General features: G+C 64.9%; 22 protein-coding genes. 14 read left to right on the top strand and 8 right to left on the bottom strand.

The genetic code is table 11. From position 1 onward, the window contains the following. Positions 1 to 358 precede the first annotated feature (358 nt). Positions 359 to 808, top strand: a complete 450-nt coding sequence (locus tag ACFPME_RS07360) for a DUF192 domain-containing protein (RefSeq protein WP_377303641.1) — start codon at positions 359 to 361, stop codon at positions 806 to 808. 214 nt (positions 809 to 1022) lie between these two features. Here the strand turns inward: ACFPME_RS07360 and ACFPME_RS07355 are convergent, their stop codons facing one another. Beyond that, on the bottom strand, positions 1023 to 1220 hold the full coding sequence (locus ACFPME_RS07355; protein WP_377303639.1) for a rubredoxin: 198 nt from the start codon (positions 1218 to 1220) through the stop codon (positions 1023 to 1025). Positions 1221 to 1329: 109 nt separating this feature from the next. Here ACFPME_RS07355 and thiE point away from each other — a divergent pair, with 109 nt between their 5' ends. Further along, complete coding sequence (gene thiE / locus ACFPME_RS07350; RefSeq protein WP_377303637.1) at positions 1330 to 1974, top strand: thiamine phosphate synthase; 645 nt, start codon at positions 1330 to 1332, stop codon at positions 1972 to 1974. Continuing rightward, entirely contained in the window at positions 1971 to 3257 is a 1287-nt protein-coding gene (hemL, locus tag ACFPME_RS07345) for a glutamate-1-semialdehyde 2,1-aminomutase (RefSeq protein ID WP_377303635.1), read from the top strand. The genes thiE and hemL overlap by 4 nt, the downstream gene beginning before the upstream one ends. A gap of 1 nt (position 3258) precedes the next feature. Here hemL and ACFPME_RS07340 read toward each other — a convergent pair whose 3' ends face one another. Continuing rightward, positions 3259 to 3678 (bottom strand): VOC family protein, encoded by a 420-nt coding sequence (locus ACFPME_RS07340; protein ID WP_377303633.1) that lies wholly within the window; start codon positions 3676 to 3678, stop codon positions 3259 to 3261. Between the two features lie 40 nt (positions 3679 to 3718). After that, complete coding sequence (locus ACFPME_RS07335) at positions 3719 to 4945, bottom strand: acetylornithine/succinylornithine family transaminase (protein WP_377303631.1); 1227 nt, start codon at positions 4943 to 4945, stop codon at positions 3719 to 3721. Positions 4946 to 5305: 360 nt separating this feature from the next. On the opposite strand from ACFPME_RS07335, the gene ACFPME_RS07330 reads away from it, so the two are divergent. The 6 genes from ACFPME_RS07330 to ACFPME_RS07305 all read left to right on the top strand — a co-directional run bounded on the left by ACFPME_RS07330 (position 5306) and on the right by ACFPME_RS07305 (position 10769). Beyond that, positions 5306 to 5842 (top strand): hypothetical protein, encoded by a 537-nt coding sequence (locus tag ACFPME_RS07330; RefSeq protein WP_377303629.1) that lies wholly within the window; start codon positions 5306 to 5308, stop codon positions 5840 to 5842. Between the two features lie 5 nt (positions 5843 to 5847). Continuing rightward, positions 5848 to 6486 carry a hypothetical protein gene (locus ACFPME_RS07325; protein WP_377303627.1) on the top strand — a complete coding sequence of 213 codons (639 nt, stop codon included), beginning with the start codon at positions 5848 to 5850 and terminating at the stop codon, positions 6484 to 6486. A 25-nt stretch (positions 6487 to 6511) separates the two neighbouring features. Beyond that, positions 6512 to 7759, top strand: a complete 1248-nt coding sequence (locus ACFPME_RS07320) for an adhesin (RefSeq protein WP_377303625.1) — start codon at positions 6512 to 6514, stop codon at positions 7757 to 7759. A gap of 137 nt (positions 7760 to 7896) precedes the next feature. After that, the gene (locus ACFPME_RS07315) at positions 7897 to 8598 is read left to right on the top strand and encodes a C39 family peptidase (RefSeq protein WP_377303623.1); all 702 of its coding nucleotides are present in this window, start codon (positions 7897 to 7899) and stop codon (positions 8596 to 8598) included. 10 nt (positions 8599 to 8608) lie between these two features. Next, the gene (locus ACFPME_RS07310; protein ID WP_377303621.1) at positions 8609 to 9397 is read left to right on the top strand and encodes a hypothetical protein; all 789 of its coding nucleotides are present in this window, start codon (positions 8609 to 8611) and stop codon (positions 9395 to 9397) included. A 46-nt stretch (positions 9398 to 9443) separates the two neighbouring features. Beyond that, a complete protein-coding gene (locus ACFPME_RS07305; RefSeq protein WP_377303619.1) occupies positions 9444 to 10769 on the top strand; it encodes a hypothetical protein in 1326 nt (441 codons plus the stop codon). Here ACFPME_RS07305 and ACFPME_RS07300 read toward each other — a convergent pair. From ACFPME_RS07300 to ACFPME_RS07280, 5 genes are all read right to left on the bottom strand, one after another. Next, positions 10757 to 12172 (bottom strand): sigma-54 dependent transcriptional regulator, encoded by a 1416-nt coding sequence (locus ACFPME_RS07300; RefSeq protein WP_377303617.1) that lies wholly within the window; start codon positions 12170 to 12172, stop codon positions 10757 to 10759. The two genes, ACFPME_RS07305 and ACFPME_RS07300, sit on opposite strands and share 13 nt — an antisense overlap. Before the next feature lie 281 nt (positions 12173 to 12453). Further along, on the bottom strand, positions 12454 to 13272 hold the full coding sequence (locus ACFPME_RS07295; RefSeq protein ID WP_377303615.1) for an SDR family oxidoreductase: 819 nt from the start codon (positions 13270 to 13272) through the stop codon (positions 12454 to 12456). 57 nt (positions 13273 to 13329) lie between these two features. Continuing rightward, entirely contained in the window at positions 13330 to 13932 is a 603-nt protein-coding gene (locus ACFPME_RS07290; RefSeq protein ID WP_377303613.1) for an LON peptidase substrate-binding domain-containing protein, read from the bottom strand. Between the two features lie 92 nt (positions 13933 to 14024). Continuing rightward, positions 14025 to 15401 carry a UDP-N-acetylmuramate:L-alanyl-gamma-D-glutamyl-meso-diaminopimelate ligase gene (mpl, locus tag ACFPME_RS07285; RefSeq protein ID WP_377303611.1) on the bottom strand — a complete coding sequence of 459 codons (1377 nt, stop codon included), beginning with the start codon at positions 15399 to 15401 and terminating at the stop codon, positions 14025 to 14027. Between the two features lie 48 nt (positions 15402 to 15449). Then, on the bottom strand, positions 15450 to 16034 hold the full coding sequence (locus ACFPME_RS07280; protein WP_377303609.1) for an adenylate kinase: 585 nt from the start codon (positions 16032 to 16034) through the stop codon (positions 15450 to 15452). 192 nt (positions 16035 to 16226) lie between these two features. Between ACFPME_RS07280 and ACFPME_RS07275 the strand changes: the two genes are divergently transcribed. From ACFPME_RS07275 to ACFPME_RS07255, 5 genes are all read left to right on the top strand, one after another. After that, positions 16227 to 17504 carry a 6-phosphofructokinase gene (locus ACFPME_RS07275; protein ID WP_377303607.1) on the top strand — a complete coding sequence of 426 codons (1278 nt, stop codon included), beginning with the start codon at positions 16227 to 16229 and terminating at the stop codon, positions 17502 to 17504. A gap of 98 nt (positions 17505 to 17602) precedes the next feature. Then, complete coding sequence (locus tag ACFPME_RS07270) at positions 17603 to 18535, top strand: 1-phosphofructokinase family hexose kinase (RefSeq protein ID WP_377303605.1); 933 nt, start codon at positions 17603 to 17605, stop codon at positions 18533 to 18535. 150 nt (positions 18536 to 18685) lie between these two features. Then, positions 18686 to 20752, top strand: coding sequence for a sodium-translocating pyrophosphatase (locus ACFPME_RS07265; RefSeq protein ID WP_377303603.1), 2067 nt, complete (start codon positions 18686 to 18688; stop codon positions 20750 to 20752). 218 nt (positions 20753 to 20970) lie between these two features. Then, entirely contained in the window at positions 20971 to 21504 is a 534-nt protein-coding gene (locus ACFPME_RS07260) for a hypothetical protein (RefSeq protein WP_377303601.1), read from the top strand. 133 nt (positions 21505 to 21637) lie between these two features. Then, the gene (locus ACFPME_RS07255) at positions 21638 to 23728 is read left to right on the top strand and encodes a prolyl oligopeptidase family serine peptidase (RefSeq protein WP_377303669.1); all 2091 of its coding nucleotides are present in this window, start codon (positions 21638 to 21640) and stop codon (positions 23726 to 23728) included. Positions 23729 to 24065 lie beyond the last annotated feature (337 nt).

Here is a 24065-nt window from a genome sequence, read left to right as displayed (position 1 = left end):
GACGCTTGCATTGCTTGGACAGGTCGTAACCCTCCAGCACAAGACGTCCACACAATTCACCTGCGCACACTGTCAAAGATCAATCACTTGCCACCGATTTCTCGATCGCCACGAGAACATTTCGTCCTCGGTGAGCCGCCCATTCTACATCGCTTTTTTAGACCGTCAACACCTTCGTTGAGAAATTCTTCAGCGAGATTCATTGCGGAAACTTTCGCGAGAGGGCGTCTCGTCGAAGGGGCGAGAATCATAGCGCCAGGTCCGCTCTCTGTGAAGAGGGCGCGAGGAGATTTCTCCATGAAGGTCGTCCGCGGCCGCGCCGCTAAACTGCCACCACCATCTCCAATGGACAATCCTGATGAAGCGATGGCTTGCACCGACATTCCTGTTGCTCGCGGCTTGCGCCGGTGCCGCTACCGGCAACCAGGCGACTGCCGTTGTATTACATGGACAGAGGTTCACGACGGAACTGGCCACCGATGAACCCAGCCGCGAACACGGTCTGATGATGCGTACAAGGCTGGCTGCCGATCACGGCATGCTGTTCGTGTTCCCCCTGAGCGCGCCGCGGGCGTTCTGGATGAAGAACACGCTCATCTCGCTCGACATCCTTTATTTCGATGCGAATCGACGGCTGGTTTCGATGCAGTTGAACGTGCCGCCATGCAAGTCCGATCCCTGCCCCATCTACCCCAGCCATGCCCCCGCGCGCTACGTGCTCGAGGTATCGGCCGGTACGGCGCGGCGCATGGGTGCAGAGGTGGGCGACGTGCTGAAGATCGAGGGCGATGTCGGGCCAGTGCGTTGAGCGCCCTTGCCGGGATCGTCCAGCATTCCGATGCGATAAGGGATCAGATCGGCGGGACGCAAGCTCGCCAATGCGTCCCAATCATCTTCGAAAGGAATGAACTTCTGCATGGATGCTCCTCCGGTAACGCGCAGATATCTCGCGCAGGAGCATCAAAGCAGGCGGCCCGGCCAATGCGATGGCGAGATCGGGCCGTTTGCAGGCGATCTCGGCCTCAGTCGAGTTCGATCATCTCGAAATCATCCTTGGTGGTGCCGCAATCCGGACAAGTCCACGTGTCGGGCACGTCTTCCCAGCGGGTGCCTGGCTCAATTCCCTCGTCAGGAACACCAACGGCTTCATCATAGATATAACCGCAGACAACGCACATCCATTTACGCAAGGCAATGGCTTCGGTGGAACTCTGGCTCATGGTCGGACTTCTTTGGATCGTCATGGAATGGCGCATTCTCGCAACTCGCCCGGCAATGCGAAAGCATCGCAATGCGCCGGCCATACATCGACACGCATGAGGTATCGGATTGAACAGGTTCGCACCATGGCCATGCCACGGCCTTTACGCTCTCACCGACGGGCCTCGCGAGGACCTGTTCGAAGTCGTCTCCCAGGCGCTTGCCGGCGGCGCACACCTCCTGCAGTACCGCGACCCCACCGTTGACGCGGCACGCCGTCACGCCGAAGCGACTGCCCTCAGACAGCTGTGCCACGAACACGGCGTGCCATTGATCATTGACGATGATATTGCGCTGGCGAAGGCCGTCGGCGCGGATGGCGTTCACCTGGGCGATGCGGAGAACGACATCGGCGCCGCCCGCAGCGAACTGGGGAGCCAAGCGGTCATCGGCGTGGCTTGTCGCGACTCGCTGCAGCTGGCCCGGATGGCCGCCCACGCCGGCGCGAGCTATGTGTCGTTCGGCGCGTTCTTCCCCTCGCCGACCAAGCCAATGGCACCGCGCGCCTCAATCGATCTGCTGAGGCAAAGCGCCGCGCTCGGTGTGCCGCGGGTGGCGATCGGTGGAATCACGCCGGACAATGGTGCACTGCTGGTTGAAGCCGGCGCAGATTTTCTGGCGGCGGTTTCAGCCGTTTTCGGCGCCGCCGATGTACGCGCCGCCGCGCGAAGCTTTGCCAGCTTGTTTTCCCCCGATCGAGAATCCACGCGATGACCAACCACGAACTCTTCCAGCGCGCCCTGCAACTGATGCCCGGCGGCGTGAACTCGCCGGTACGCGCGTTCCGGTCGGTCGGTGGCGAGCCCTTCTTCACGGCGCGCGCGGATGGTGCGTATCTGTGGGATGTCGAAGGTACGCGCTATATCGACTACGTCGGCTCGTGGGGGCCGATGATCGTCGGCCACAACCACCCCGCGGTGCGCGAAGCGGTTGAGCGCGCCGTGAAGGACGGGCTTTCATTCGGCACGCCTTGCGCGGCCGAAGTCACCATGGCCGAGATGATCACCCGGCTGATTCCCTCGGTGGAAATGGTGCGCATGGTCAACTCCGGCACCGAGGCGACGATGTCGGCGATCCGGCTCGCCCGTGGTGCCACAGGCCGCGCCAAGATCGTGAAGTTCGAGGGCTGCTACCACGGCCACGGCGACAGCTTTCTGGTCAGGGCAGGCTCCGGCGCGCTGACCTTCGGCGTACCCACATCGCCCGGCGTGCCCAAGGCCAACGCCGATCTCACGTTGACCCTGCCCTACAACGATATCGATGCGGCACAGACCCTGTTCGCCGAACAAGGGCAGGACATTGCCGGCCTGATCATCGAGCCGGTCGCCGGCAACATGAACTGCATCCCGCCTGTCGATGGCTACCTGCAGGCATTGCGCGAACTGTGCACGCAGCACGGCGTGCTGCTGATCTTCGACGAAGTGATGACCGGCTTCCGCGTCGCACTCGGCGGCGCACAGGCGTATTACGGCGTGACACCGGATCTGACCACGTTCGGAAAGATCATCGGCGGCGGCATGCCGGTGGGTGCGTATGGCGGCCGCCGCGATCTGATGGAACAGATTGCCCCGAGCGGTCCGATCTACCAGGCCGGCACGCTCAGCGGCAATCCGGTCGCGATGGCGGCGGGCCTGGCGATGCTGGAACTGGTCCAGGCACCGGGCTTCCACGATCAACTCGCCGCCCGCACACGTCTGCTCACCGACGGCTTTCAATCGGTCGCCGATGGTGAAGGCATTCCGTTGAGCACCCATCGCGTCGGCGGCATGTTTGGCCTGTTCTTCAGCGCGGAAAAGAATGTGACCAGCTACGCGCAGGCGACAGCGGCCGATACCGCGCTGTTCAACCGCTTCTTCCACGGCATGCTGAAACGCGGCGTGTATCTGGCGCCATCGGCATTCGAAGCAGGTTTCATGTCCAGCGCGCACAGCGAGCAGGACATCGCCGATACGCTGGAAGCCGCGCGCGGCGCCCTGCGCGATGCTCGGGCTGCCTGATTCACCAACTGCCGATATTCGGCATCGAAGCCCACGGTTCACGCGGCGGCAGATGGCCTTCCTGCAGCAGTTCGATCGAGATCAGGTCGGGTGAGCGCACGAAGGCCATGTGACCGTCACGCGGCGGTCGATGAATGGTGCAGCCCATCGCTTGCAAACGCTCGCAGGTGGCGTAGATGTCCTCGACGCGAAACGCCAGATGGCCGAAGTTGCGCGCCGAACCGTAATCCTCCTGCGAGTCCCAGTTCCAGGTCAGCTCGATCTCGGCTTCCGGGCTGTCCGGTGCCGACAGGAACACCAGCGTGTACTTGCCTTCCGGCACTTCCGTGCGGCGCACCTCACGCAGGCCGAGACCCTGGCAGTAGAAGCGCAATGAGGCGTCGAGGTCGCGCACACGAACCATGCTGTGCAGGTATTTCATCGGGAGGCTCCTGATCGATGGCTGTCGCGAAAACCCGTCTTCAGCCTGCCGCAAAGCCGTTCAACGCCGCGTGCAGGCGCGCGAGGCCTTCGGCCAGCTCTCCATCGGTAATGGTCAGCGGCGGAACGAAGCGCAGTACATCTGGCCCGGCCTGCAGCAGCAACAGGCCATGTGCCGCCGCGTGATCGAGAATCGCGCCCGCCTTGCCCCTGTGCGCGTCGGCGAGCACCGCCCCGATCATCAGGCCGCGGCCGCGCACTTCGGCGAACAGGTTCAGCTCATGGTTGATATGGGCCAGCCCGGCGCGCAGATCGTGCGCCTGGCGCTCCACGTTCATCAGCACCGCCGGCGAACCCAGCTTGGCCAGCGCGACACGCGCCACCGCGGCCGCCATCGGATTGCCGCCGAAGGTGGTGCCGTGCGCGCCGTATTGCATGACCTCGGCTACCTTCGGGCCGGCCAGCATCGCGCCGATCGGGAAGCCGCAGCCGAGCGCCTTGGCCAAAGTCACGATATCCGGCGTGACGTGCTCGTGGGTGTGCGCGAACAGCGTGCCGGTGCGGCCCATGCCGCACTGGATCTCGTCCAGAACCAGCAAGGCATCGTGCTGATCGCAGAGTTCGCGGACGCGCTTCAGGAAACCCGGCGCCGCCGGCAGCACACCGCCCTCGCCCTGCACCGGCTCCAGCATCACTGCGGCGATGTCGCCCGCAGCGAAGGCTGCCTCCAGCGCGGTCCCGTCATTGAAATCCAGATAGCGAAAACCCGCCGGCAGCGGCTCGTAGCCCTCCTGGTACTTCGGCTGCGCCGTGGCGGTGACCGTGGCCAGCGTGCGGCCATGGAACGAGCCCCTGAACGTGATGATGGTTCGTCGTTCCGGCGCGCGCCCCATCGCCGCCGCCCACTTGCGCACCAGCTTGATCGCCGCCTCGTTCGCCTCGGCGCCGGAGTTGCACAGGAATACCCGCTCGGCGAATCCCGAGGCCCTGACCAGTTCTTCGGCCAGGCGCAACGGCGGTTCGGTGTAGAAGACATTGCTCGCGTGCCACAGCTTGTGTGCCTGTGTGGTCAATGCGGCGAGCAGGTCCGGATCCTGATGGCCGAGCGCATTCACCGCGATGCCTGCGCCGAAGTCCACGTAATCGCGGCCCTGCGTATCCCATACGCGGGCGCCCCTGCCGTGATCCAGCACCAGCTCGCGTGGTTTGTATACCGGCAGCCAGTAATGTTTGCCGAGGTCGGTCAAGGTGGCGTCGTACGCTTGCATGCGGAATCCGTGAGGCGGCCAGGGCAGCTGACACCTGGCGTGGGGAAATAGCTTCGAAGTTCGTAGGGGAATGCCATCGTAAGTGCAGCGCACCGGCTTTGCACGATCGCGCGGCACAGCCGGCTGTAAACCCCGGCGGACGTTGTATCGACCGTGTTACATGGGCCGCGAACCCATGCCGGCCCCAGCCAGGTGCCGTCCGTGGTGATTGTGCGCTCGTTGCGACTGTAAACCTCGCAACACCGATGCACCGTCTCCGATCGGACCCGGGACGGCGCCAGCCGTTGTGGTGACTCGAATCCGCCCTCATGGCACGCGCCTTGCCTTGTCCGGTGCATGGGTCAGGGAGCGGGGAAAGCCATGCATCACGCAGATCGACATGTCGGGCTTGGCGACATCGCCGCTGGCACATGGCTGGCGCTCGGCATGCTGGTTCTGGGTGCACCCGCGATCGCTGCCGACGCCCACAAGGCCGTGCAGGTACAGCATGGGGAGATCGTGGTGCTGCGCAACGTATCGGCGCGTCCAGCCTACCGGCAGGCGCCACCGGGCATGGCGCTGATCGTGAGCGCTTCACCGCGGCATGAACTGGATGGCGCACTCGGCACCGGCGAGCTTTCCGATGCCGACTACGCCGACCTCAATGCGACCTCGTCCAACGGCAATCGCGGCCCCCACGGCACCACGCTGGAGCGGATCACCGACAAGGTGCTCGGCGGCCGCATGAGCGCGCGGGCCGACACCGGCAGCGCCGCCAGCAGCGCCAATGGCCTCAGCAACGCCATCGCGGCGCCGATGGGCAGCATCGGACGCGCCACCGGCAGCATCGGGAATCAGGTCCAGGGCGCGTTCTCGCAGCTCCCCGGCCTCGCGCCTTCCAACCCGGCAGGTCACTGATCGCCATGGCGCCGCGACGCACGCTACCGGCCATGCTGGTCCTCGCCGCAGCGCTGGCGCTTTCTGCCGATGCGGCCTGGGCGGCGGACGATGACTACGCAATGATGCTGGGCTACCTCGCCAACAGCCGTATCGATGGCAACGCCATGCGCGGTACCAGCGGCGCCAGCAGCGTGAACATGGCGGCGGGCGACCTCAACCAGCAGGCCAACCTGCGCGCGTTTGCCAGCGGCGGCAACGTCACGGTCCAGGGCCGACAGACACAGCAGGACAACCACTTCGACCGCCCCTACGCAGCCAGCGCCAGCATCGGCGGCGCGGCTTACATGCAGGGGAGCGGGCTCGCAGCGATCAATCAGGCCAGCGGCAGCGGCAATCGGCAGCTCAATGCCGTTGCCGGGGAACTGGCTGCGCAAGGAATACGCGAAACGACGGACGGTTCCCTGTCCTCCGCCATTTCAGCGTCGGCAGGGGAGCAGCACCCCGGAAACATCCCGTCATCCGGCAACGGCCCGCGCAGTGCGGCGGTCGAAGCGTCGGCCATGCGGGGATACCAGGGTGTGATGCAACTCAATCAGGCCGCGGGGTCGGGCAACGCCACCGGTAATCAGCTGCTGCTGTCCGTGTCGTCGTCACCGCGGTGAATACACCACGAAGAGAGAGGACATCATGAACGCCACATTCAAGAAAACACTGTTGGCCATGGCCGTTGCCACGTTGTTCAGCACCGCTAGCGCGTATGCCCACAACGGCCGCGACCGCCACGACGGCTCGAAGGTGAGCATCGACAAGAAGGTCGAGCTGAGCACCGACATCTCGCTGAGCGGCGACCCGCGGGTGCAGGGCAACATCGACATCAACGCTGCCGCGATTGCGATCGTCGACAACAAGCAGGCCAACGCCGCCAACGAAGGCGACAATACCAACCTCACCAACAGTGCATCCGCCTCCGACAACGTCGCCGGCAGCGCGTCGGGCAACATCGGGGTGAACATTGGTTCCGGCGACAACAACCAGCAGGACAATGCAGCGGCCCTGTCATCCGCCGATGCCAGCTTTGCCTTCGGCATGGCGGACGGCGAAGTGTTCGTGAATCAGCAGGGGCTGTTCAACGCCACCACCAACGCAGGTGTCACCAACAGCGCCTCGGTCAGCGGCAACGCGTTCCAGAACGCGTCGGGCAACCTGGGCGTGAACGTCACCTCGGGCAACAACAACCAGCAGAAGAACGCCATGGCCGCCGCCGTGGCGACCACCCGCTTCGCGCAGTCCACCGTGGCGTCGGATCAGGCGTCGGGACACAACTCGGTCAGCAATGCCGGTTACGTGCAGCAGTACAACGACACGGTCGATGTCTCGATGCGCGGCGCGGTGCAGGGCTACTCGCTTGGCCTGGGCGTTGGCGGCTACGCGGGCCATTCGTCGGGAAGCTACTCGGGCAGCTCGTCCTCCGACAGCAGCGGCATGGCGTATCAGGCCAGCAACCTGTACCCCGATAGCTGGAACGGCGACACCCACCCGAGTGGCAACCAGACCGGCCATATCGACTTCGACAGCGAAGCGCAGGGTGCGGTGCAGAACCCGAACCGCCCGGGTGTGGGCGGCTTCGCCTTCGACACCAGCAGCCACAGCAGCGGCAGCGAAAGCGGCACCACGCGCGGCACGGAGTCCGGTGGACTGGGCTTCGTCGAGCTTTCGGCGAATGACCTCTACGCCAACCTCAGCGGCACCGTGACCACCACGCGCTGGGTGGTCGTGGATGCGACCAACACCGCCAGCCTGAGCGGCAATGCGTTCCAGAACGCGTCGGGCAACATCGGCATCAACGTCGCCTCGGGCAGCGGCAATCAGCAGGCGAACAGCCTGGCGATGGCCGTTGCGCAGCCGGGTGCGGGTGGCACGGGCGGTGGCGAATAGCCGTCATCGCAACGGTACAGGTGGTCGCCTCAGGCGACCGACGAGGGCGGTAGTCCGGTGGCATTGATGCCGGATACCTGTGGAACCCCCCGGCCCGTCCCCTGCGGGCCGGGGGTCTTCCTCGACAAGGAATCACCATGCGTCATCCGCTGATTGCCATCGCGCTTCTTTCGCTTGGCCTGGTCGCCAACACGATCGCTCGTGCCGGCGAGGTGCGCTTCGACGGCGTGCTGCCCAACGGCAGCCTTTACGTCAGCCATGTCGAGAGCATGCAGGAAGGGCGTTACCGGAACATCGTGCGCCAGCGCACCGACTACAGCTGCGGCGCGGCGGCACTCGCCACCATTCTTCGCTACGCCTATCACCTCAACGTGGACGAGACCACGGTGATCCAGGGCATGATGGGTGTGGCCGATACAGACCTGGTCAGGCAGCGCGGCTTCTCGCTGCTGGACATCAAGCACTACGTGCAGTCGCTGGGCATGCGCGGCCGCGGCTATCGCATCAACGAGGAGCGCCTGCGCAGCCTGCATGTCCCCGGCCTGGTGCTGATGGACGTCCGCGGCTTTCGGCACTTCGTGGTGCTCAAACAGGTTCACCACGACACGGTGGAGCTTGCCGACCCGATCCTCGGAAACCGCAGCATTCCCCTGACCGATTTCCTCAAGGCGTGGCCATCGCGCGCGGTATTCGTGGTGATCGGCAATGACTTCGATCGTCACACCGCCCTGCTGCAGCCCGCCGATCACGCCAGCGCGCGCGCTCTGTTCGCCCGCCAGGGTTCAATCACCGATGCCGAACTGCTCGATTTTGGCTTCACCCACGCCGATCTCTTCTAGGAACGCGGCCATGAAGCACCCTCGGCTGTACCTGCTCAGTTCCATCGCCCTGGCCCTCGGCCATTGGGGTGCGCCGGCCGTGGCCGGCACCGTCCCGGCAACCAACGGACTGCAAGAGATCAGCGACGCGGAAATGGGCGACATGCGCGGCCGATACACCGTAGGCGACAACGCGGTTGCCTGGTTCGGTGTGAAGATGATCTCGACCTGGCAGACGCCCACCGGGCAGGTTCTGCAAGGAACGCTCGCGCTGAGCATGGACTTCACCCACGGCGGGGCGAAGCCGCAGATCGGCTTCGAGCCGATCGTGAGCATCACCCGCGCGGATGCTCCGCTGCCGCCTCCGGCCGACGTGGCCACGCCGCCAGTCCGCCACGTCGACGCAGCGGGCCTGGCCAACGTCGGCGGCGTGGTGCAAAGCGTGCAGGTTGCCGGCGATGGCAACCTCGCCAGCAACGTCACCCAGCTGACCATCAGCAACGGCGGCGGCCCCCCGGCCTCCACCAGCGCCGGCACGTCGAGCGGTGTCGCTTCCGCGTTCAGCGGTGGCAGCAGAGCGGTGGCGACCTTCGACGGGAGCAGCGCAAGCCTGCTGCTCAGCATCGACGGCCAAGGCTCGGTCGAGCAATGGATCCGCAACGGCAGCATCGGCCAGAGCGTGCAGCTCACTGCCGACAATCAATTGATCAACAACCGCATGGAGATCGAGCTGGTCCGCCAGACGGTGGCAGCCAACACCCAGCTCGCGCAGAATGTTGCGCAGGCGATCAACCAGGCGCAAGGCATCGGCCTGCACTAGAGCGAATGCCCGCTCGGTGCTTGCATCAGCTCAGGGGGATAGGGACATGAACACGCACAAGACGCTGCTCGCCGGCGCAGTAGCCACTGCGCTTCTGATCGGCATGCCGAAGGCGTCCGCCCAGGACGCTCCCGTCGGCGCAAAGGATCAACAACAGATCAACGCGCTCGTCGAGCAATTGCAGACGCTGAAGAGCAGTTACGCGCAGGAGGTAAGGCGCCTGCGCGAACTCGACATGCAGGTACAGGCACTGCAGGCGCGCCTGGCCGGAAAGGCAGCACCCAACACCGCGCTGCCGGCGCTGCCTGCACCGAACGGTGCCGCCGCACCGGGCAGCGGCAACACGAGCGGCAACGAGGCCACTCAGGCCGGCAGCATCGCCGATGCCGAAAAATCCAGGGAACAGGCGCCCACGCGCAGCATGCAGGACGCGTTGTTGCAGGAGCATGCCGTGTTCGATCGCAAGCTGACTCTGGAAAACAGCCTCAGTTACAGCCGCTACGATCGCAAGCAACTGACCCTCAATGGCTTCCTTGCGCTCGATGCGATCTTTCTCGGCAACATCGCCATCGAGAATGTCAAATCCGATTCGCTCACCTACAATTTCGCCGCACGCTACGGCGTAAGCCCGCGGCTGACACTCAACCTCGACGTGCCGTACCTGGCGCGGCAGACGGCCTACCTGAAAGGTGGTGCAGGCGGCTCCGCCGCGGCGCTGGCCGAAGAGCAGACCCGCGGCAACGGCATCGGCGATGTCAGCCTGAGCGCGAACTACAAGCTGTTTGCCGAAACCTCGTCCCGACCGGATACCGTGCTGACCTTCGCCGTCACCGCGCCGACGGGTCGCGCACCCTACGGCATCGACTGGAAAGTGCTGGAGCGCGGTGACGACAAGTTCATCCGATTCGCCGTGCCGCAGAAGCAGCCGACCGGCAATGGTTTGTGGCAGGGCAATATCGGCGTGTCGGCGGTGAAGACAATGGATCCCGCGATCGTGTTCGCCAATATTGGCTACATCCACTCGTTCCCGCGTCGCTTCGGCGACATCGATACCGATCCGCAGACGCGGACCCCGGGCGAGGTGAAGCTGGGCAACTCCTACTACTTTGGCGCCGGTGTGGCCTTTGCCTTCAATGAACGCACCAGCCTGAGCCTGTCCTTCAGTGATCGGCTCAGTGCCAAGGCCTCGCTGCGCAACGGCAAGCTGCCCTGGGCCAAGGTGATCGGAAGCGATGCCAATGCCGGCACCTTCAACCTCGGCGTGACCTATGCGCTGAGTGCGCATACCACCCTGGTCACCTTGCTGGGCGTGGGTCTCAGCCCCGACGCACCGGACTACAGCCTTACCTTCAAGGTTCCCTACATGTTCTGAGTCACCAGCCGCTCGCCGCCCTTTCCTCGGGCCGACGGCCGCAGCACATCGACCGGGACGCCTTCACGCAGCTCGTCCAGCGCGATGTGGTGTTTCTTGCAGAGGCGGTACACGGTGACTCGCGATACGTTGAGCCGCCGACCGCATTCGGTGATGTTGTAGTGGCTTTCGCGCAGGCATTGCAGAACCGCTTCGCGTTCGGCCGATATGCGGGTCAGATCGAGATTCGACCGACCGATGGCCGGCAGCATGCCCTGCAGATCCAGATCGGCGGCGCTGATCAATGAGCCTTCGGCGACTACCGCGGCGCGCTGCACCCGATTGAGCAGCTCGCGCACGTTGCCCGGCCAGGCGAAATCGCGCATGGCCTGGCGCGCGTCGCAGCCGAAGGCGCGGGCGCGGCTCGGGTGGCGCAAGCGGAATGCGTCGAGGAAATGCTGTGCCAGCAGTTCGACGTCGCCCCTGCGCTCGCGCAGCGCTGGCATGTGCAGGCGCAGGACATTGAGGCGATAGTAGAGATCCTGGCGGAAACGCCCCTGCGCGACAGCCAACTCCAGATCCACATGGGTGGCGGCCAGCACTCGCACGTCCGGCTTGATCGGCTGGCTGGAACCCACGCGCAGCAACGTGCCTTCCTGCAACAGGCGCAACAGGCTGGTCTGCGCGTCGAGTGGCAGGTCGCCGATCTCGTCGAGAAAAACCGTGCCGCCATCGGCCGCTTCGAAGTGACCGACGCGCCGGGCATTGGCGCCGGTGAAGGCGCCACGCTCGTGCCCGAACAATTCGGACTGCACCAGGTTCGACGGCAGCGCACCGCAATTGATCGCGACGAAAGGCCGCTCGCCGCGCCTCGACAAACCATGCAGCGCACGCGCCGCCACTTCCTTGCCGCTGCCGGTTTCGCCGGTGATCAGCACCGGCAACTCCACCGGAGCGTACTTGCGCAGGCCGGCCATGGTTGCTCGCATCACCGGGCTGATCGCACCGACGATCCCAGGGACATCGGTTTTCTCGACGGCCGCCGACCGGTCGCGGCCGATCTTCGTGAGCGTCTCGATCAGCCGCTCCATGTCCACCGGCGCAGTGAAGAAGTCCACGCCGGCGTGCAGGATCCGCTGCACTTCCGGCGTAACGGCGGACGTTTCCTGCAACACCACAACGAGCCACGGCAACCACGGATGCTCATCCATCAAGCGTCGCATGGACTGCACCGTAGCTGGGTCGCTGCGCCGCAGATCGGCCATCGCCACCACGACATCGTCGCGGCGCATGCCTACACCTTCATGCGTCGCCACATCCCCAATCCGCGTGCGCCAGCCTGCCTGCGCCAACGCGGCGCACTCCTCGGCAGTCGGCTGTCCAAACCAGACGACGCAGCGCCTGGATGCCTGTTTGCTTGTCATGACCGCCCCCTGTCCTGCCGATGCAGTTCGGGACCACACCTTGGGCAGGTGATGGGTCCCGATACTTCCAGACCGGATTTTGCACCCGGCTTGCCGCTAAAGTGTGAACCAGTTCACAGACAATACTCCGCGGGCACGAAGATTGCGTGAAGAGACCAAGCGGCTACTCGGCGCTAACTTCTTGCAATTGTTGGGTTTTATCGTTCAGCGGTGTAAGCGGAGACCAGGTTTGTTGTGGAGCTTGCCGTACACGGCAAATTCGCGAGGGTCTTGCCGCCAGGTCACTCCAGGAACAGATCCGGCAGCAGCGGCACGCCCGGCTGCACCGCGTAGGCGTCGAAATTGGTGGTGCCGGACTCGCGCAGGACCGTCTCGTCGATGGCGAAATGACCGCTGTAGCCGCGCGCCGGCCGGGTCAGGATGACATGCGCGGCATCGGCCACGATCTCGGGCCTGCGGCAATGCTCGACCTTGACCCCCTCGATCATCCCGATCGCCGCGGTGGCGATCACCGTGCGCGGCCACAGCGCGTTCACCGCGATGCCGAGCGCGGCGAACTCCGCGCTCATGCCCAGTACGCAAAGACTCATGCCGTACTTGGCGATCGTATAGGCGGTATGCGGCGCGAACCATTTCGGATCGAGGTTTGGTGGCGGCGACAGCATCAGCACGTGCGGGTTCGTCGCCTGTTTCAGGTGTGGCAGGCAGCTCTGGGTGACCAGGAACGTGCCGCGCGTATTGACCTGGTGCATCAGGTCGAAACGCTTCATCGGCGTATCGGCGGTACCGGCGAGCCAGATTGCGCTCGCGTTGTTGACCACGATGTCGATGCCGCCAAAGTGCTCGGCTGCCTGCGCTGCTGCCGCGCGTACCTGTTCCTCTTCGCGAATGTCCACTTGCAGCGCCAGCGCCCTGCCGCCAGCCGCCTCGACCGCCGCCGCGGCGGTGTGAATGGTGCCGGGCAGTTTCGGATTCGGCACGCCGCTCTTCGCAGCGATCACGATGTTCGCACCGTCGCGGGCGGCGCGCAGTGCGATCGCCAGGCCGATGCCGCGCGAGGCGCCGGTGATGAATAAGGTCTTGCCGGCCAGATTGCCCATGAAATCGGTTCCGTTGGAGGTATCGGGAAAGGTTTGGCCCGCCCAGGACCGGCCAGCTCAGGGCTTCTGGAAGCGCGGCAGGATGTCGCGCAGCTCGGCCAGCCGCTGCAGCGGATCGCCGAGCTCCAGCATGTGCTGTTGCTCGGCCGCATCCAGCGGCAACAGTTCGGCCAGCCGGAAACCCACCCAGCTGGCGTCCTCGTACATGGCGGGCGGCGCGAGCCGCCAGTGCGGCGCCATGGTATCGACCAGCCGTTCGAGGATGCTTTGCAACAAGGCAAATTCCACCGGCACCGGATGTTCCGGCTCCGCGGGCCAAACCTCCACTTCGCCGCGGAGGAGGCCATCGGCGCGAACGCGGCTGCGCGCCACCCGAAAGCGCTGGTCGCCGACAGCCACGATGCCGAGCAGGCCGTCTTCGTCGCGGTGGAAGTCGCTGATCCGGGCAATCGTGCCGATCGCGGCAGGCACGGCCGGAGCGCCCGCCTCATGTCCATCGAGCATCAGGCACACACCGAAGCCGGTGCCCTGGCGAGTACATTCACGCACCAGATCGAGGTAGCGCGGCTCGAAGATCCGCAGCTGCAAGCGCCCGCCCGGAAAAAGCACCGAAGGCAGCGGAAACAGCGGCATCTCGATCAGCGGCGATTGGGTAACCATGTCATCAGTGTAACCAGAGGGCCCGCCGCCACGCAGCCAGCGGCCTTGACGCGTTCACTGGCGGCGGCATGCGGCGCCGCAGCGACCTGCACTCAGGCGTCCGTGCGCAAGGCCTCGACGAACCGGCGCGGCGCATTCTCGAAACCGCCGTTGGACATGAACACCACCTGGTCACCAGGCCGCGCCAGCGCGAGCATGGCGGCGATCAGGCCATCGACGTCCGGCACGGTGCGGCCGCGCCCGGCCAGGGCATCGGTAACCCGATGCGCGTCCCACGACAACGCCGGTCGATGCAGGAACACTACCGCATCGGCATCGACCAGTGACGGTGCCAGCGCCTCGGCGTGCGCACCCTGACGCATTGAATTGGAACGCGGTTCCAGCGCCACCAGGATGCGCGCCGCACCGACTTTCGCGCGCAGTCCGGCCAGGGTGGTCGCGATGGCGGTAGGGTGATGGGCGAAATCGTCGTAGACGCGCACGCCATCCACCTCACCCACCAGCTCCATCCGCCGCTTGACGCTTTCGAAGCTGGCGAACGCGGACAGCAGCGTTTTCGGATCGGCCCCGGCGGCAGTGGCGGCGGCCAGCGCGGCCAGCGCGTTCATCACGCTGTGGTTGCCCAGCAGGGGCCAGTTCACCTGGCCGATCAGTTCGGCGCCGCGATGCACGACGAACGCCGAGCCATCCGCGTCGATCAGGGTCGCCCGCCAGTCGCCGCAACCGATGCCGAATGTTTCCACCGGCGTCCAGCAGCCCATCGCCAGCACTTCGGCCAGCCTCTGGTCGTGCGCGTTGACGATCAGCCGGCCATTGCCCGGCACCGTGCGCACGAGGTGATGGAATTGGCGCTGGATTGCCGCCACGTCGGGAAAGATATCCGCGTGGTCGTACTCGAGGTTGTTGAGGATCGCAATGCGCGGCCGGTAGTGCACGAACTTCGAGCGCTTGTCGAAGAACGCGGTGTCGTATTCGTCCGCCTCTATCACGAACGGCTCGCCCCGCCCCAGCCGCGCCGACGCGGCGAAATTCCCCGGCACCCCTCCGATCAGAAACCCCGGCGCCATGCCGACGCTTTCCAGCAGGTGCGCCAGCAGGCTGGTGGTGGTGGTCTTGCCGTGGGTGCCGGCAACGGCCAGGACGGTGCGGCCGGCCAACACCGTCTCGCCCAACCATTGCGGGCCGGAGGTGTAGCGCAGTTGCTGATCGAGCATGTACTCGACCGCGGGATTTCCACGGCTCATCGCGTTGCCGACGACCACCAGATCCGGCGAGGCATGACCGGGGCCGGGCTGCAGATGGTCGGCCGCGTAGCCGCTCATCAAGGCGATGCCGAGCGCTTCGAGCTGGTTGCTCATCGGCGGGTAGACGTTGGCGTCGGACCCTTCGACCGCATGTCCGAGTTCTCGAGCCAGCGCGGCGACACCGCCCATGAAGGTGCCGCAGATGCCGAGGATGTGCAGGCGCATGGTGGGACGCGATTCCTTGAAGCCCGCTCCAAAGGGAACGGGATGTACTTAGCCGTTCGCTGCAGCCGATTTGATCTGCAGCGCCTGCTTGACCCGCGCGGTGACATCGCTCAATTCGCCGACGCCGTCGACGCTCTGCAGCTTGCCGCGGCGGGCGTAGAAATCGGCCACCGGGGCAGTCTGCTCGGCGTAGATCGCCAGGCGCTTGCGCACGGTGTCGGGATTGTCGTCGGCGCGACCTTCGGCCTTGAAGCGGATCTCGCAGCGGCCGATGATCACTTCGCTGGGCACCTTGAGCTTCACGACCGCATCCAGCGGCTGGCCGATCTTCGCCAGCAACTGATCCAGCGCATCGGCCTGGGCCAGGTTGCGCGGGTACCCGTCGAGGATGAAACCAGCCTTCGCATCGTCCTGGGTCAGCCGGTCTTCCAGCATGCCCAGCAGGATGTCGTCGGAAACCAGCTGACCGGCATCCATCACCGCCTTGGCCTTCCGTCCCATCGGTGTGCCGGCGGCAACGGCGGCGCGCAGCATGTCGCCGGTCGAGATGTGCGGCACACCGAATTCCGTCTTCAGCCGTGCAGCCTGCGTGCCTTTGCCCGAGCCGGGCGCACCAAGTAGGACCAGTCGCATAATGCTCCACAAGTTCGGCGGGCTGCCGCACACTGCAGCAGCCCGCCAGATTCCCAGAATTGGCTGTCAAATTAGCGGCTGCACCCGATGCCGTCAAACAGAGGCGCCCCCAAGCTTGCGGCAAGTGTTTGTCGCCAAAAGGGTTTGATCGGACACCCAGCAACCCCGTACCCGCTCCCCGAGAGGACCCCCATGAGCCAGAAACGCCAATCGACCGCCATCACCGGCAACCTGCTGTACGCCCAATCCGGCGGCGTCACCGCGGTGATCAATGCCACCGCCGCCGGCGTGATCGAGGCCGCCCGCGGCAAGGGCGTGAAGGTATACGCGGCGCGCAACGGCATCCTCGGCGCGCTGCGTGAGGAGCTGATCGATACTTCCAAGGAATCGGCCGCGGCGATCACCGCGCTGCGGCACACGCCTGGCGGCGCGTTCGGCTCATGCCGCTACAAGCTGAAATCGCTGGAAGACGACCGTGCCGAGTACGCGCGGCTGATCGACGTATTCCGCGCGCACGAGATCCGCTGGTTTCTTTACAACGGCGGCAACGACTCGGCCGATACCGCGCTGAAGATTTCGCAGCTGGGCAACGCGATGGGTTACGACATCCGCTGCATCGGCGTGCCGAAGACGGTGGACAACGATCTCGCCGTCACCGACTGCTGCCCCGGCTTCGGCTCGGTGGCCAAATACACCGCCATCTCCACGCTGGAAGCGAGCCTGGACGTGGCCTCGATGGCCGAAACCTCGACCAAGGTGTTCATCCTCGAAGTGATGGGCCGTCACGCCGGCTGGATCGCCGCCGCGGCCGGACTCGCCGGTGAGGGTGAGGATGAACCTCCGCACATCATCCTGTTTCCGGAAAACAGCTTCGACGAGGTGGCGTTTCTGGCCAAGGTGAAGGCCACCGTCGAGCGTGTTGGCTGGTGCACCGTGGTGGCTTCCGAGGGCGTGCGCAACGCGGCCGGCGAGTTCCTTGCCGACGCCGGCACCCGCGATGCCTTCGGGCACACCCAACTCGGCGGCGTAGCACCGGTACTCGCGGCCCTGGTGAAGGAAAAGCTCGGTTACAAGTATCACTGGGCCTTGCCTGACTACCTGCAACGCTCGGCGCGCAACATGGCTTCCAAGACCGATGCGAATCAGGCCTATGCGGTCGGCAAGGCCGCGGTGGAATACGCGCTGGCCGGCATGAACGCGGTGATGCCGGTGATCACGCGAACATCGGATTCGCCGTATCGCTGGAAGATCGAGCCTGCCGCGTTGGACAAGATTGCCAATCGCGAGAAGAAAATGCCGGCCGATTTTCTTACCCTGGATGGTTTCGGTATCACGGCGGCTGCACGACGTTATCTGGCGCCATTGATCCAGGGCGAAGCGCACCCGCCACATGGGCGTGACGGCTTGCCCAAGTATGGGCGGCTGAAGAACACGGCGGTGGCGAAGAAATTGCCGGCATTCGAGCACTGACCGGTCCGCGGCAAGACACAAAGCTTTCCTCCTCCGCCGCAGGTTTTTCTGGTTTCGTCGTCTTTTAACTCAGGGCTCACTGGCTCGCGGAGATGGTCATGGCGAAGATCGTCACACTGACGATGAATCCGGCGCTTGATATCGCGACATCAACCGACCAAATCGTCCCGGATCGCAAGTTGCGTTGCGATACGCCGCGCTATGACCCGGGCGGTGGCGGGATCAACGTCGCCCGGGCCGTTCATTCGCTTGGCGTCGATGCACTCGCGGTCTTTCCCGCCGGTGGAGCGGCAGGAAATTTGATCGGTCATCTGCTGCAACAAGAAGGCGTCGAGCACCGGGCCATCCCGATCACCGGATTCACGCGCGAGAGCCTCAACATCGTCGAGCGCGAGAGCGGCTCGCAATACCGATTCATTCTTCCAGGCCCCGAGATCGGCGACCTCGACCAGCAGCGCTGCCTCGACGAATTGGCGGCCGCAGCAGCTGATGCCGCGTACATCGTTGCCAGCGGAAGCCTGCCACCCGGCGCGCCCGCGGATTTCTACGGCCGTGTCGTGGAATTGGCCAAACTTCAGGGAAAGCGTCTGGTTCTGGATACCTCCGGCTCAGCACTCAAAAGTACCGGTGCCGGCGTCTATCTGCTGAAGCCGAGCCTCATCGAACTGGAGACTTTGGTAGGTCGTCCGATCCGCGGCAAGCGCGAAGAGGAACAGGCCGCACAAGAGCTGATCGAGCAGGGTCGTTGCGAGGTCGCCGTGGTATCCCTCGGCGCGAGAGGCGCCATCCTGGCGAGCAAGGACGCCATCGAGCGTTTGCCGTCCATCGCGGTTGCCGCAAAAAGCGCGGTCGGAGCCGGCGACTCGATGCTGGCTGGTGTCCTCGTGGGATTGACCCGCGGCCTTTCCTTGAGGGAGGCGGCACGTTTCGGTATCGCGGCGGGCGCCGCGGCGTTGCTCGCCGTGGGCACGCAGTTATGCCGCCTTGACGATGTCGAGCGTTTTTACCGGCAATCTCCTGGAACCGAATGACCCGGATCAATGCCCAGATTGGATCACTCCAGCTTTAGGGCAGAAGCGGCCGCGCCGCTGCGTCGCACAACAGTTCCTGCAACAAGGTCTGCCTATACTCCCCGGGACCGCCCGTTCCGGACGGCCACTGACAATCATGGGGAGGCTCCGATGCTGCAGCAGTATGGCTGGATCGTTCTGGCGTGTGCGGTAGTGGCGATTTTGTATGGCGTGTTTTCCGCGCGCTGGATCCTGGCGCAATCGCCGGGCAATGACCGGATGCAGGAGATTGCAGCAGCCATCCAGGAAGGCGCACGCGCCTACCTCAACCGCCAGTACGCCACCATCGGCATGGTCGGTGTGGTGCTGATGCTGTTGATCGGCTTTTTCCTGAACTGGCCGACGGCGATCGGTTTCCTGGTGGGCGCGGTACTTTCCGGTGCGGCCGGCTACGTCGGCATGAACGTGTCGGTACGCGCCAACGTGCGCACCGCCGAAGCCGCACGACGCGGCCTGAGCGCGGCGATGGACGTGGCCTTCCGTGGCGGCGCCATCACCGGCATGCTGGTGGTCGGCCTGGCCCTGCTTGGCGTGACGGGCTACTGGCTGGTGCTCAATCACATGGGCATCAGCGGCGAACCCGCCCTGCATGCGCTGGTGGGACTGGCCTTCGGCAGTTCGCTGATCTCGATCTTCGCGCGTCTGGGCGGCGGCATTTTCACCAAGGGCGCCGATGTCGGTGCCGATCTGGTCGGCAAGGTCGAGGCCGGCATTCCCGAGGACGACCCGCGCAACCCGGCGGTGATCGCCGACAACGTCGGTGACAACGTGGGTGACTGCGCCGGCATGGCGGCCGACCTGTTCGAGACCTATTCAGTGACCGTGATCGCCACGATGCTGCTGGCCGGCCTTACCTTTGCCAACAACCTCAATGCCGTGCTGTATCCGCTGGTCATCGGCGCGGTGTCCATCATCGCCTCGATCATCGCGACCTTCTTCGTCAAGGTGAAAGCCGGCGGCTCGATCATGGGTGCGCTGTACAAAGGCGTGATCGTGTCGGCGATCCTCTCCGCCGCCGCATTCTGGTTCGTGACCGGCAACCTGCTGCCGGACGGCCTGACCACCGGCGATGGCCTGGTGATTTCCAATCACGCACTGTTCCAGTGCTCGTTGATCGGCCTGGTGCTGACCGGCCTGATCGTGTGGATCACCGAGTTCTACACCGGCACGCAGTACGGCCCGGTGCAGCACATCGCCGCCGCATCGACCACCGGCCACGGCACCAACATCATCGCGGGCCTCGGCGTCTCGATGAAATCCACCGCGCTGCCGGTGATCGTGATCTGCGCCGCGATCTGGAGCGCGTTTGCACTTGGCGGCCTGTACGGCATCGCGATCGCCGCCACGGCGATGTTGTCGATGGCCGGCATGATCGTGGCGCTGGACGCCTACGGCCCGATCACCGACAACGCTGGCGGCATCGCCGAGATGGCCGACCTGCCGCCGGAAGTGCGCGGCGTCACCGATCCGCTGGATGCGGTCGGCAACACCACCAAGGCGGTGACCAAGGGCTATGCGATCGGCTCGGCCGCACTGGCCGCGCTGGTGTTGTTCGCCGACTACACGCACAACCTCAAGACCCACTTTGGCACCGACACGCTGTTCGACCTGTCGAACCATTACGTAATCATCGGCCTGCTGATCGGCGGTCTGATCCCGTACCTGTTCGGCGCGATGGCGATGGAGGCGGTCGGCCGCGCGGCCGGCGCCGTCGTCGAGGAAGTGCGCCGCCAGTTCCGCGACATTCCCGGCATCATGGAAGGCACCGGCAAGCCACAGTACGACAAGGCGGTGGACATGCTGACCAAGTCCGCCATCAAGGAAATGATCGTGCCCTCGCTGCTGCCGGTGCTGGTGCCGGTCATCGTCGCGTTCGGCTTCAAGTGGCTCGCCGGTTCGTCCGTCGCCGGCGCACAGGCGCTCGGCGGCGTGCTGATCGGCACCATCGTCACCGGCCTGTTCGTGGCGATCTCGATGACTACCGGCGGCGGGGCCTGGGACAACGCGAAGAAGTACATCGAGGACGGCCACCACGGCGGCAAGGGTTCCGAGGCGCACAAGGCCGCGGTCACCGGCGACACCGTGGGCGACCCGTACAAGGACACCGCCGGTCCGGCAGTGAACCCGCTGATCAAGATCATCAACATCGTGGCGCTGCTGCTGATTCCACTTCTCTGAGCGTTGTATTCCCGCAGGAGGGAGAGTCCGGTCATCCCGAACTCTCCCTCCTGCGATCAGGCAGGCTTCCCGGGAGTCCACACTTGGGCGGCGGCGTCGGGGCAAATCCGTTCGATCCTGCCTCGTTCGATTTCCGTACCTGTGCGCGTGACTGCCTTCCGCATTTTGCAGCTTCCCGGCGTATTCTCCTGAGAACCCGCCACTGGCCAGGACCCATCATGCTCACCGCACTCTCGTCCGTTATCCCGCGTCGCAGGATCGCCGTACCGTGGCTATTGCTCGGCGGTTACACCGTTGCCACGCTGGATATGCTGGTTGCCATCACGTACTGGTCGGGCCGCGGGGTGTCTGCAAGTCACGTCCTGCAGGTGCCGGCTACATGGATCCTCGGCCACGCTGCCTATGGCGGCGGCATGGCCACAACAATGATCGGCGCCCTCGTCTACGGTCACCTGATGTGGGGCGTGGTCGCGCTCTACCGCGCCATCGCCCGGCGCCACCCGGTGTTCTGGCAGCGTCCGTTTGTATGTGGATCACTGTACGGGGCAGCTGCATATTTCGTCATCTTCCAGATCATGGCGCCACTGTTGACGAGCACAGGCCCGAACTTTCACAACTTGCCCTGGCAACTGATCTGCGTCGCGACTTTCATGACACTGGTCGGCATTCCCTGTGCGCTGTTTTCACGTATGGCAGGGGACCACACCGCACGGGATGCTTCGCGGGGAGACTGCGCGCTTACTGCGCAGTAACTTCAAACACGACACTTCACCGATCAACCCTTCCCGGCTGCAGTCTCGCAGGGTGCGGAAGGGTCATGGCGACCGGGAGAATTTCTTGAACCACGTCTGGATGATCCTGGCGCTCGGCGTCACACTGGTGGGCATGAACGACATCCAAGCCCATAACCCTCCTCCGGCCAAAGCCCCGGCGGCCAGCAACGCCACCGACGATCCGTTCCTCTGGCTGGAGGACATCCGCGGCGCCCGCTCGATGGACTGGGTGAAGCGGCAGAACGCGGTGACGACGAAGCAGTTCGTCGACAACGCCGAGTTCGCCAGCACCCGCGACAGCATCCTCGAAGTGCTCGATTCGGATGCGCGCATCCCGTATGTCAATCGCATGGGCAACCATCTCTACAACTTCTGGCGCGACAAGACGCACCCGCGCGGCGTGTGGCGACGCGCCACGCTGGAGGAGTACCGCAAGGCCGAACCCCAGTGGGAGGTTCTGCTGGACATCGACGCGCTGAACAAGACCGAAGACAAGCGCTGGGTGTTCAAGGGCGCGCAGTGTCTGAAGCCGGCGTTCGAGCGCTGCCTGATCTCCCTGTCGCCGGACGGGGGCGACGCGATCGCGGTGCGCGAGTTCAGCATTCCGCACAAGGCCTTCGTGAAGAATGGCTTCGAGCTGCCGGTGGCAAAGAGCCAGGTCGGCTGGATCGACCAGGACAGCATCTACGTCGGCACCGACTTCGGCCCCGGCTCGATGACCGAATCGAGCTATCCGCGCATCGTCAAGCAGTGGAAGCGCGGTACCCCATTGGCGGCCGCCACCACCGTGTACGAAGGCAAGCCGACCGACCTGGCGATCAGCGCATACCACGACCGCACACCCGGTTACGAACGCGACTTCGTGTCCGTTGCCAAGGATTTCTTCCACAGCGAGTTGTACCAGCGCAATGGCGACAAGCTGACCAAGCTCGACGTGCCGGCCGATGCGGACGCCGATGCCCATCGCGAATGGTTGCTGGTGCGGCTCCGCTCGCCGTGGACGGTCGACGGCACCACCTACCCTTCCGGCGCACTGCTGGCCACGCAGTTCGACAGCTTCATCGCCGGCAGCGCGCATTTCAGTGTGCTGTTCCGGCCCGATGCGCACACCTCGCTGGATTCGTACGCCTGGACCAGGAATCACCTGATCCTCAACCTGATGGACGACGTCAAGAGCCGGCTGGAGGTGTTGACGCCGCCGCAGATCGCCATGCCCGGCAGCGCCTGGGCGCGCCAGGCGATGCCGGGCGCACCGGCGATGAGCACGATCAGCGTGATCGACACCGATCCCGACCACAACGACGAATACTGGCTCGACGTCACCAGCTTCCTCACCCCGTCATCGCTCGAACGCGGCGTGCTGGACAACCTGCCGGTCCAGACGATCAAGCAGGAGCCGGCATTCTTCGACGCCGCGAAGTTCAGCGTGAGCCAGCACTTCGTCAACTCGAAGGACGGCACCCGTGTGCCGTATTTCGAGATCGCGCCGAAGAACATCCAGCTGGACGGCTCCAACCGCACCCTGCTGTACGGCTACGGCGGCTTCGAGGTCTCGCTGCAGCCGCATTACAGCGGCAGCATCGGCCGCGCCTGGTTGGACCGCGGCGGCGTCTACGTGATCGCCAACATCCGCGGCGGCGGCGAGTACGGCCCGCAGTGGCACCAGGCTGCACTGAAGGCGAACCGTCCACGCGCCTACGAGGACTTCGCCGCGGTGGCCGAGGATCTGGTCAAGCGCGGCGTCACCTCGGCGAGGCACCTCGGCGCCGAAGGTGGCAGCAACGGCGGCCTGCTGATGGGCAACATGCTGACGATGTATCCGCAGCTGTTCGGCGCGATCGCCTGCGAAGTTCCGCTGCTGGACATGAAGCGCTACATCCACCTTTCTGCCGGTGCGTCGTGGATGGCCGAATACGGCAACCCGGACACCGATGACTGGAACTTCATCAAGACGTTTTCGCCGTACCAGAACATGAGCGAGGGCGGCCACCACCCGCCGGTACTGTTCTACACCGCCACCAGCGACGACCGTGTCGGCCCGGTGCAGGCGCGCAAGATGGCCGCGCGGATGCAGGCGCAAGGCCACTCGAACGTATGGTTCTACGAGAACCTCGAAGGCGGCCACGGTGCCGGTGCGGACAACCAGCAATCCGCGCACATGCACGCGATGGCGTATGACTTCCTGTGGGATCAGTTGAAGTAGGCACCCGTTGCCCTACTGCCGGGAACCGCTGCACGGCGTCGTCCGCGCAGCGGCTCACCTGGCCCCGAACGCTCTTCACTGCCATTCCAGCCAAGGCGGGCGCGCCGATCCCGCCAAGCTGCTTGGGATCTGCCCGCAAGCGCTGCTGGAGCTGCCTGCCGCCCTCGTAGACTACCTGCAACGGTTCAGCACGTTGATCGGGCTGACCCGATGGATCGTGGCCGCAGCGACGATATCGATGGCACCGACACCTGGGCTACCTCGGTGGATCGCGGCAAGACAGGCATGCGGCACGCTGTCCGGGACGGGCATCGGCGATCCCGGCGATCTCCTGCTG

This window comes from Rhodanobacter umsongensis (genome assembly GCF_042654965.1).
GTDB classification, from domain to species: domain Bacteria; phylum Pseudomonadota; class Gammaproteobacteria; order Xanthomonadales; family Rhodanobacteraceae; genus Rhodanobacter; species Rhodanobacter umsongensis.
The sequence above is the reverse complement of the archived record's forward strand: the minus strand, read 5'-3'. Positions and strand labels throughout refer to the sequence as shown.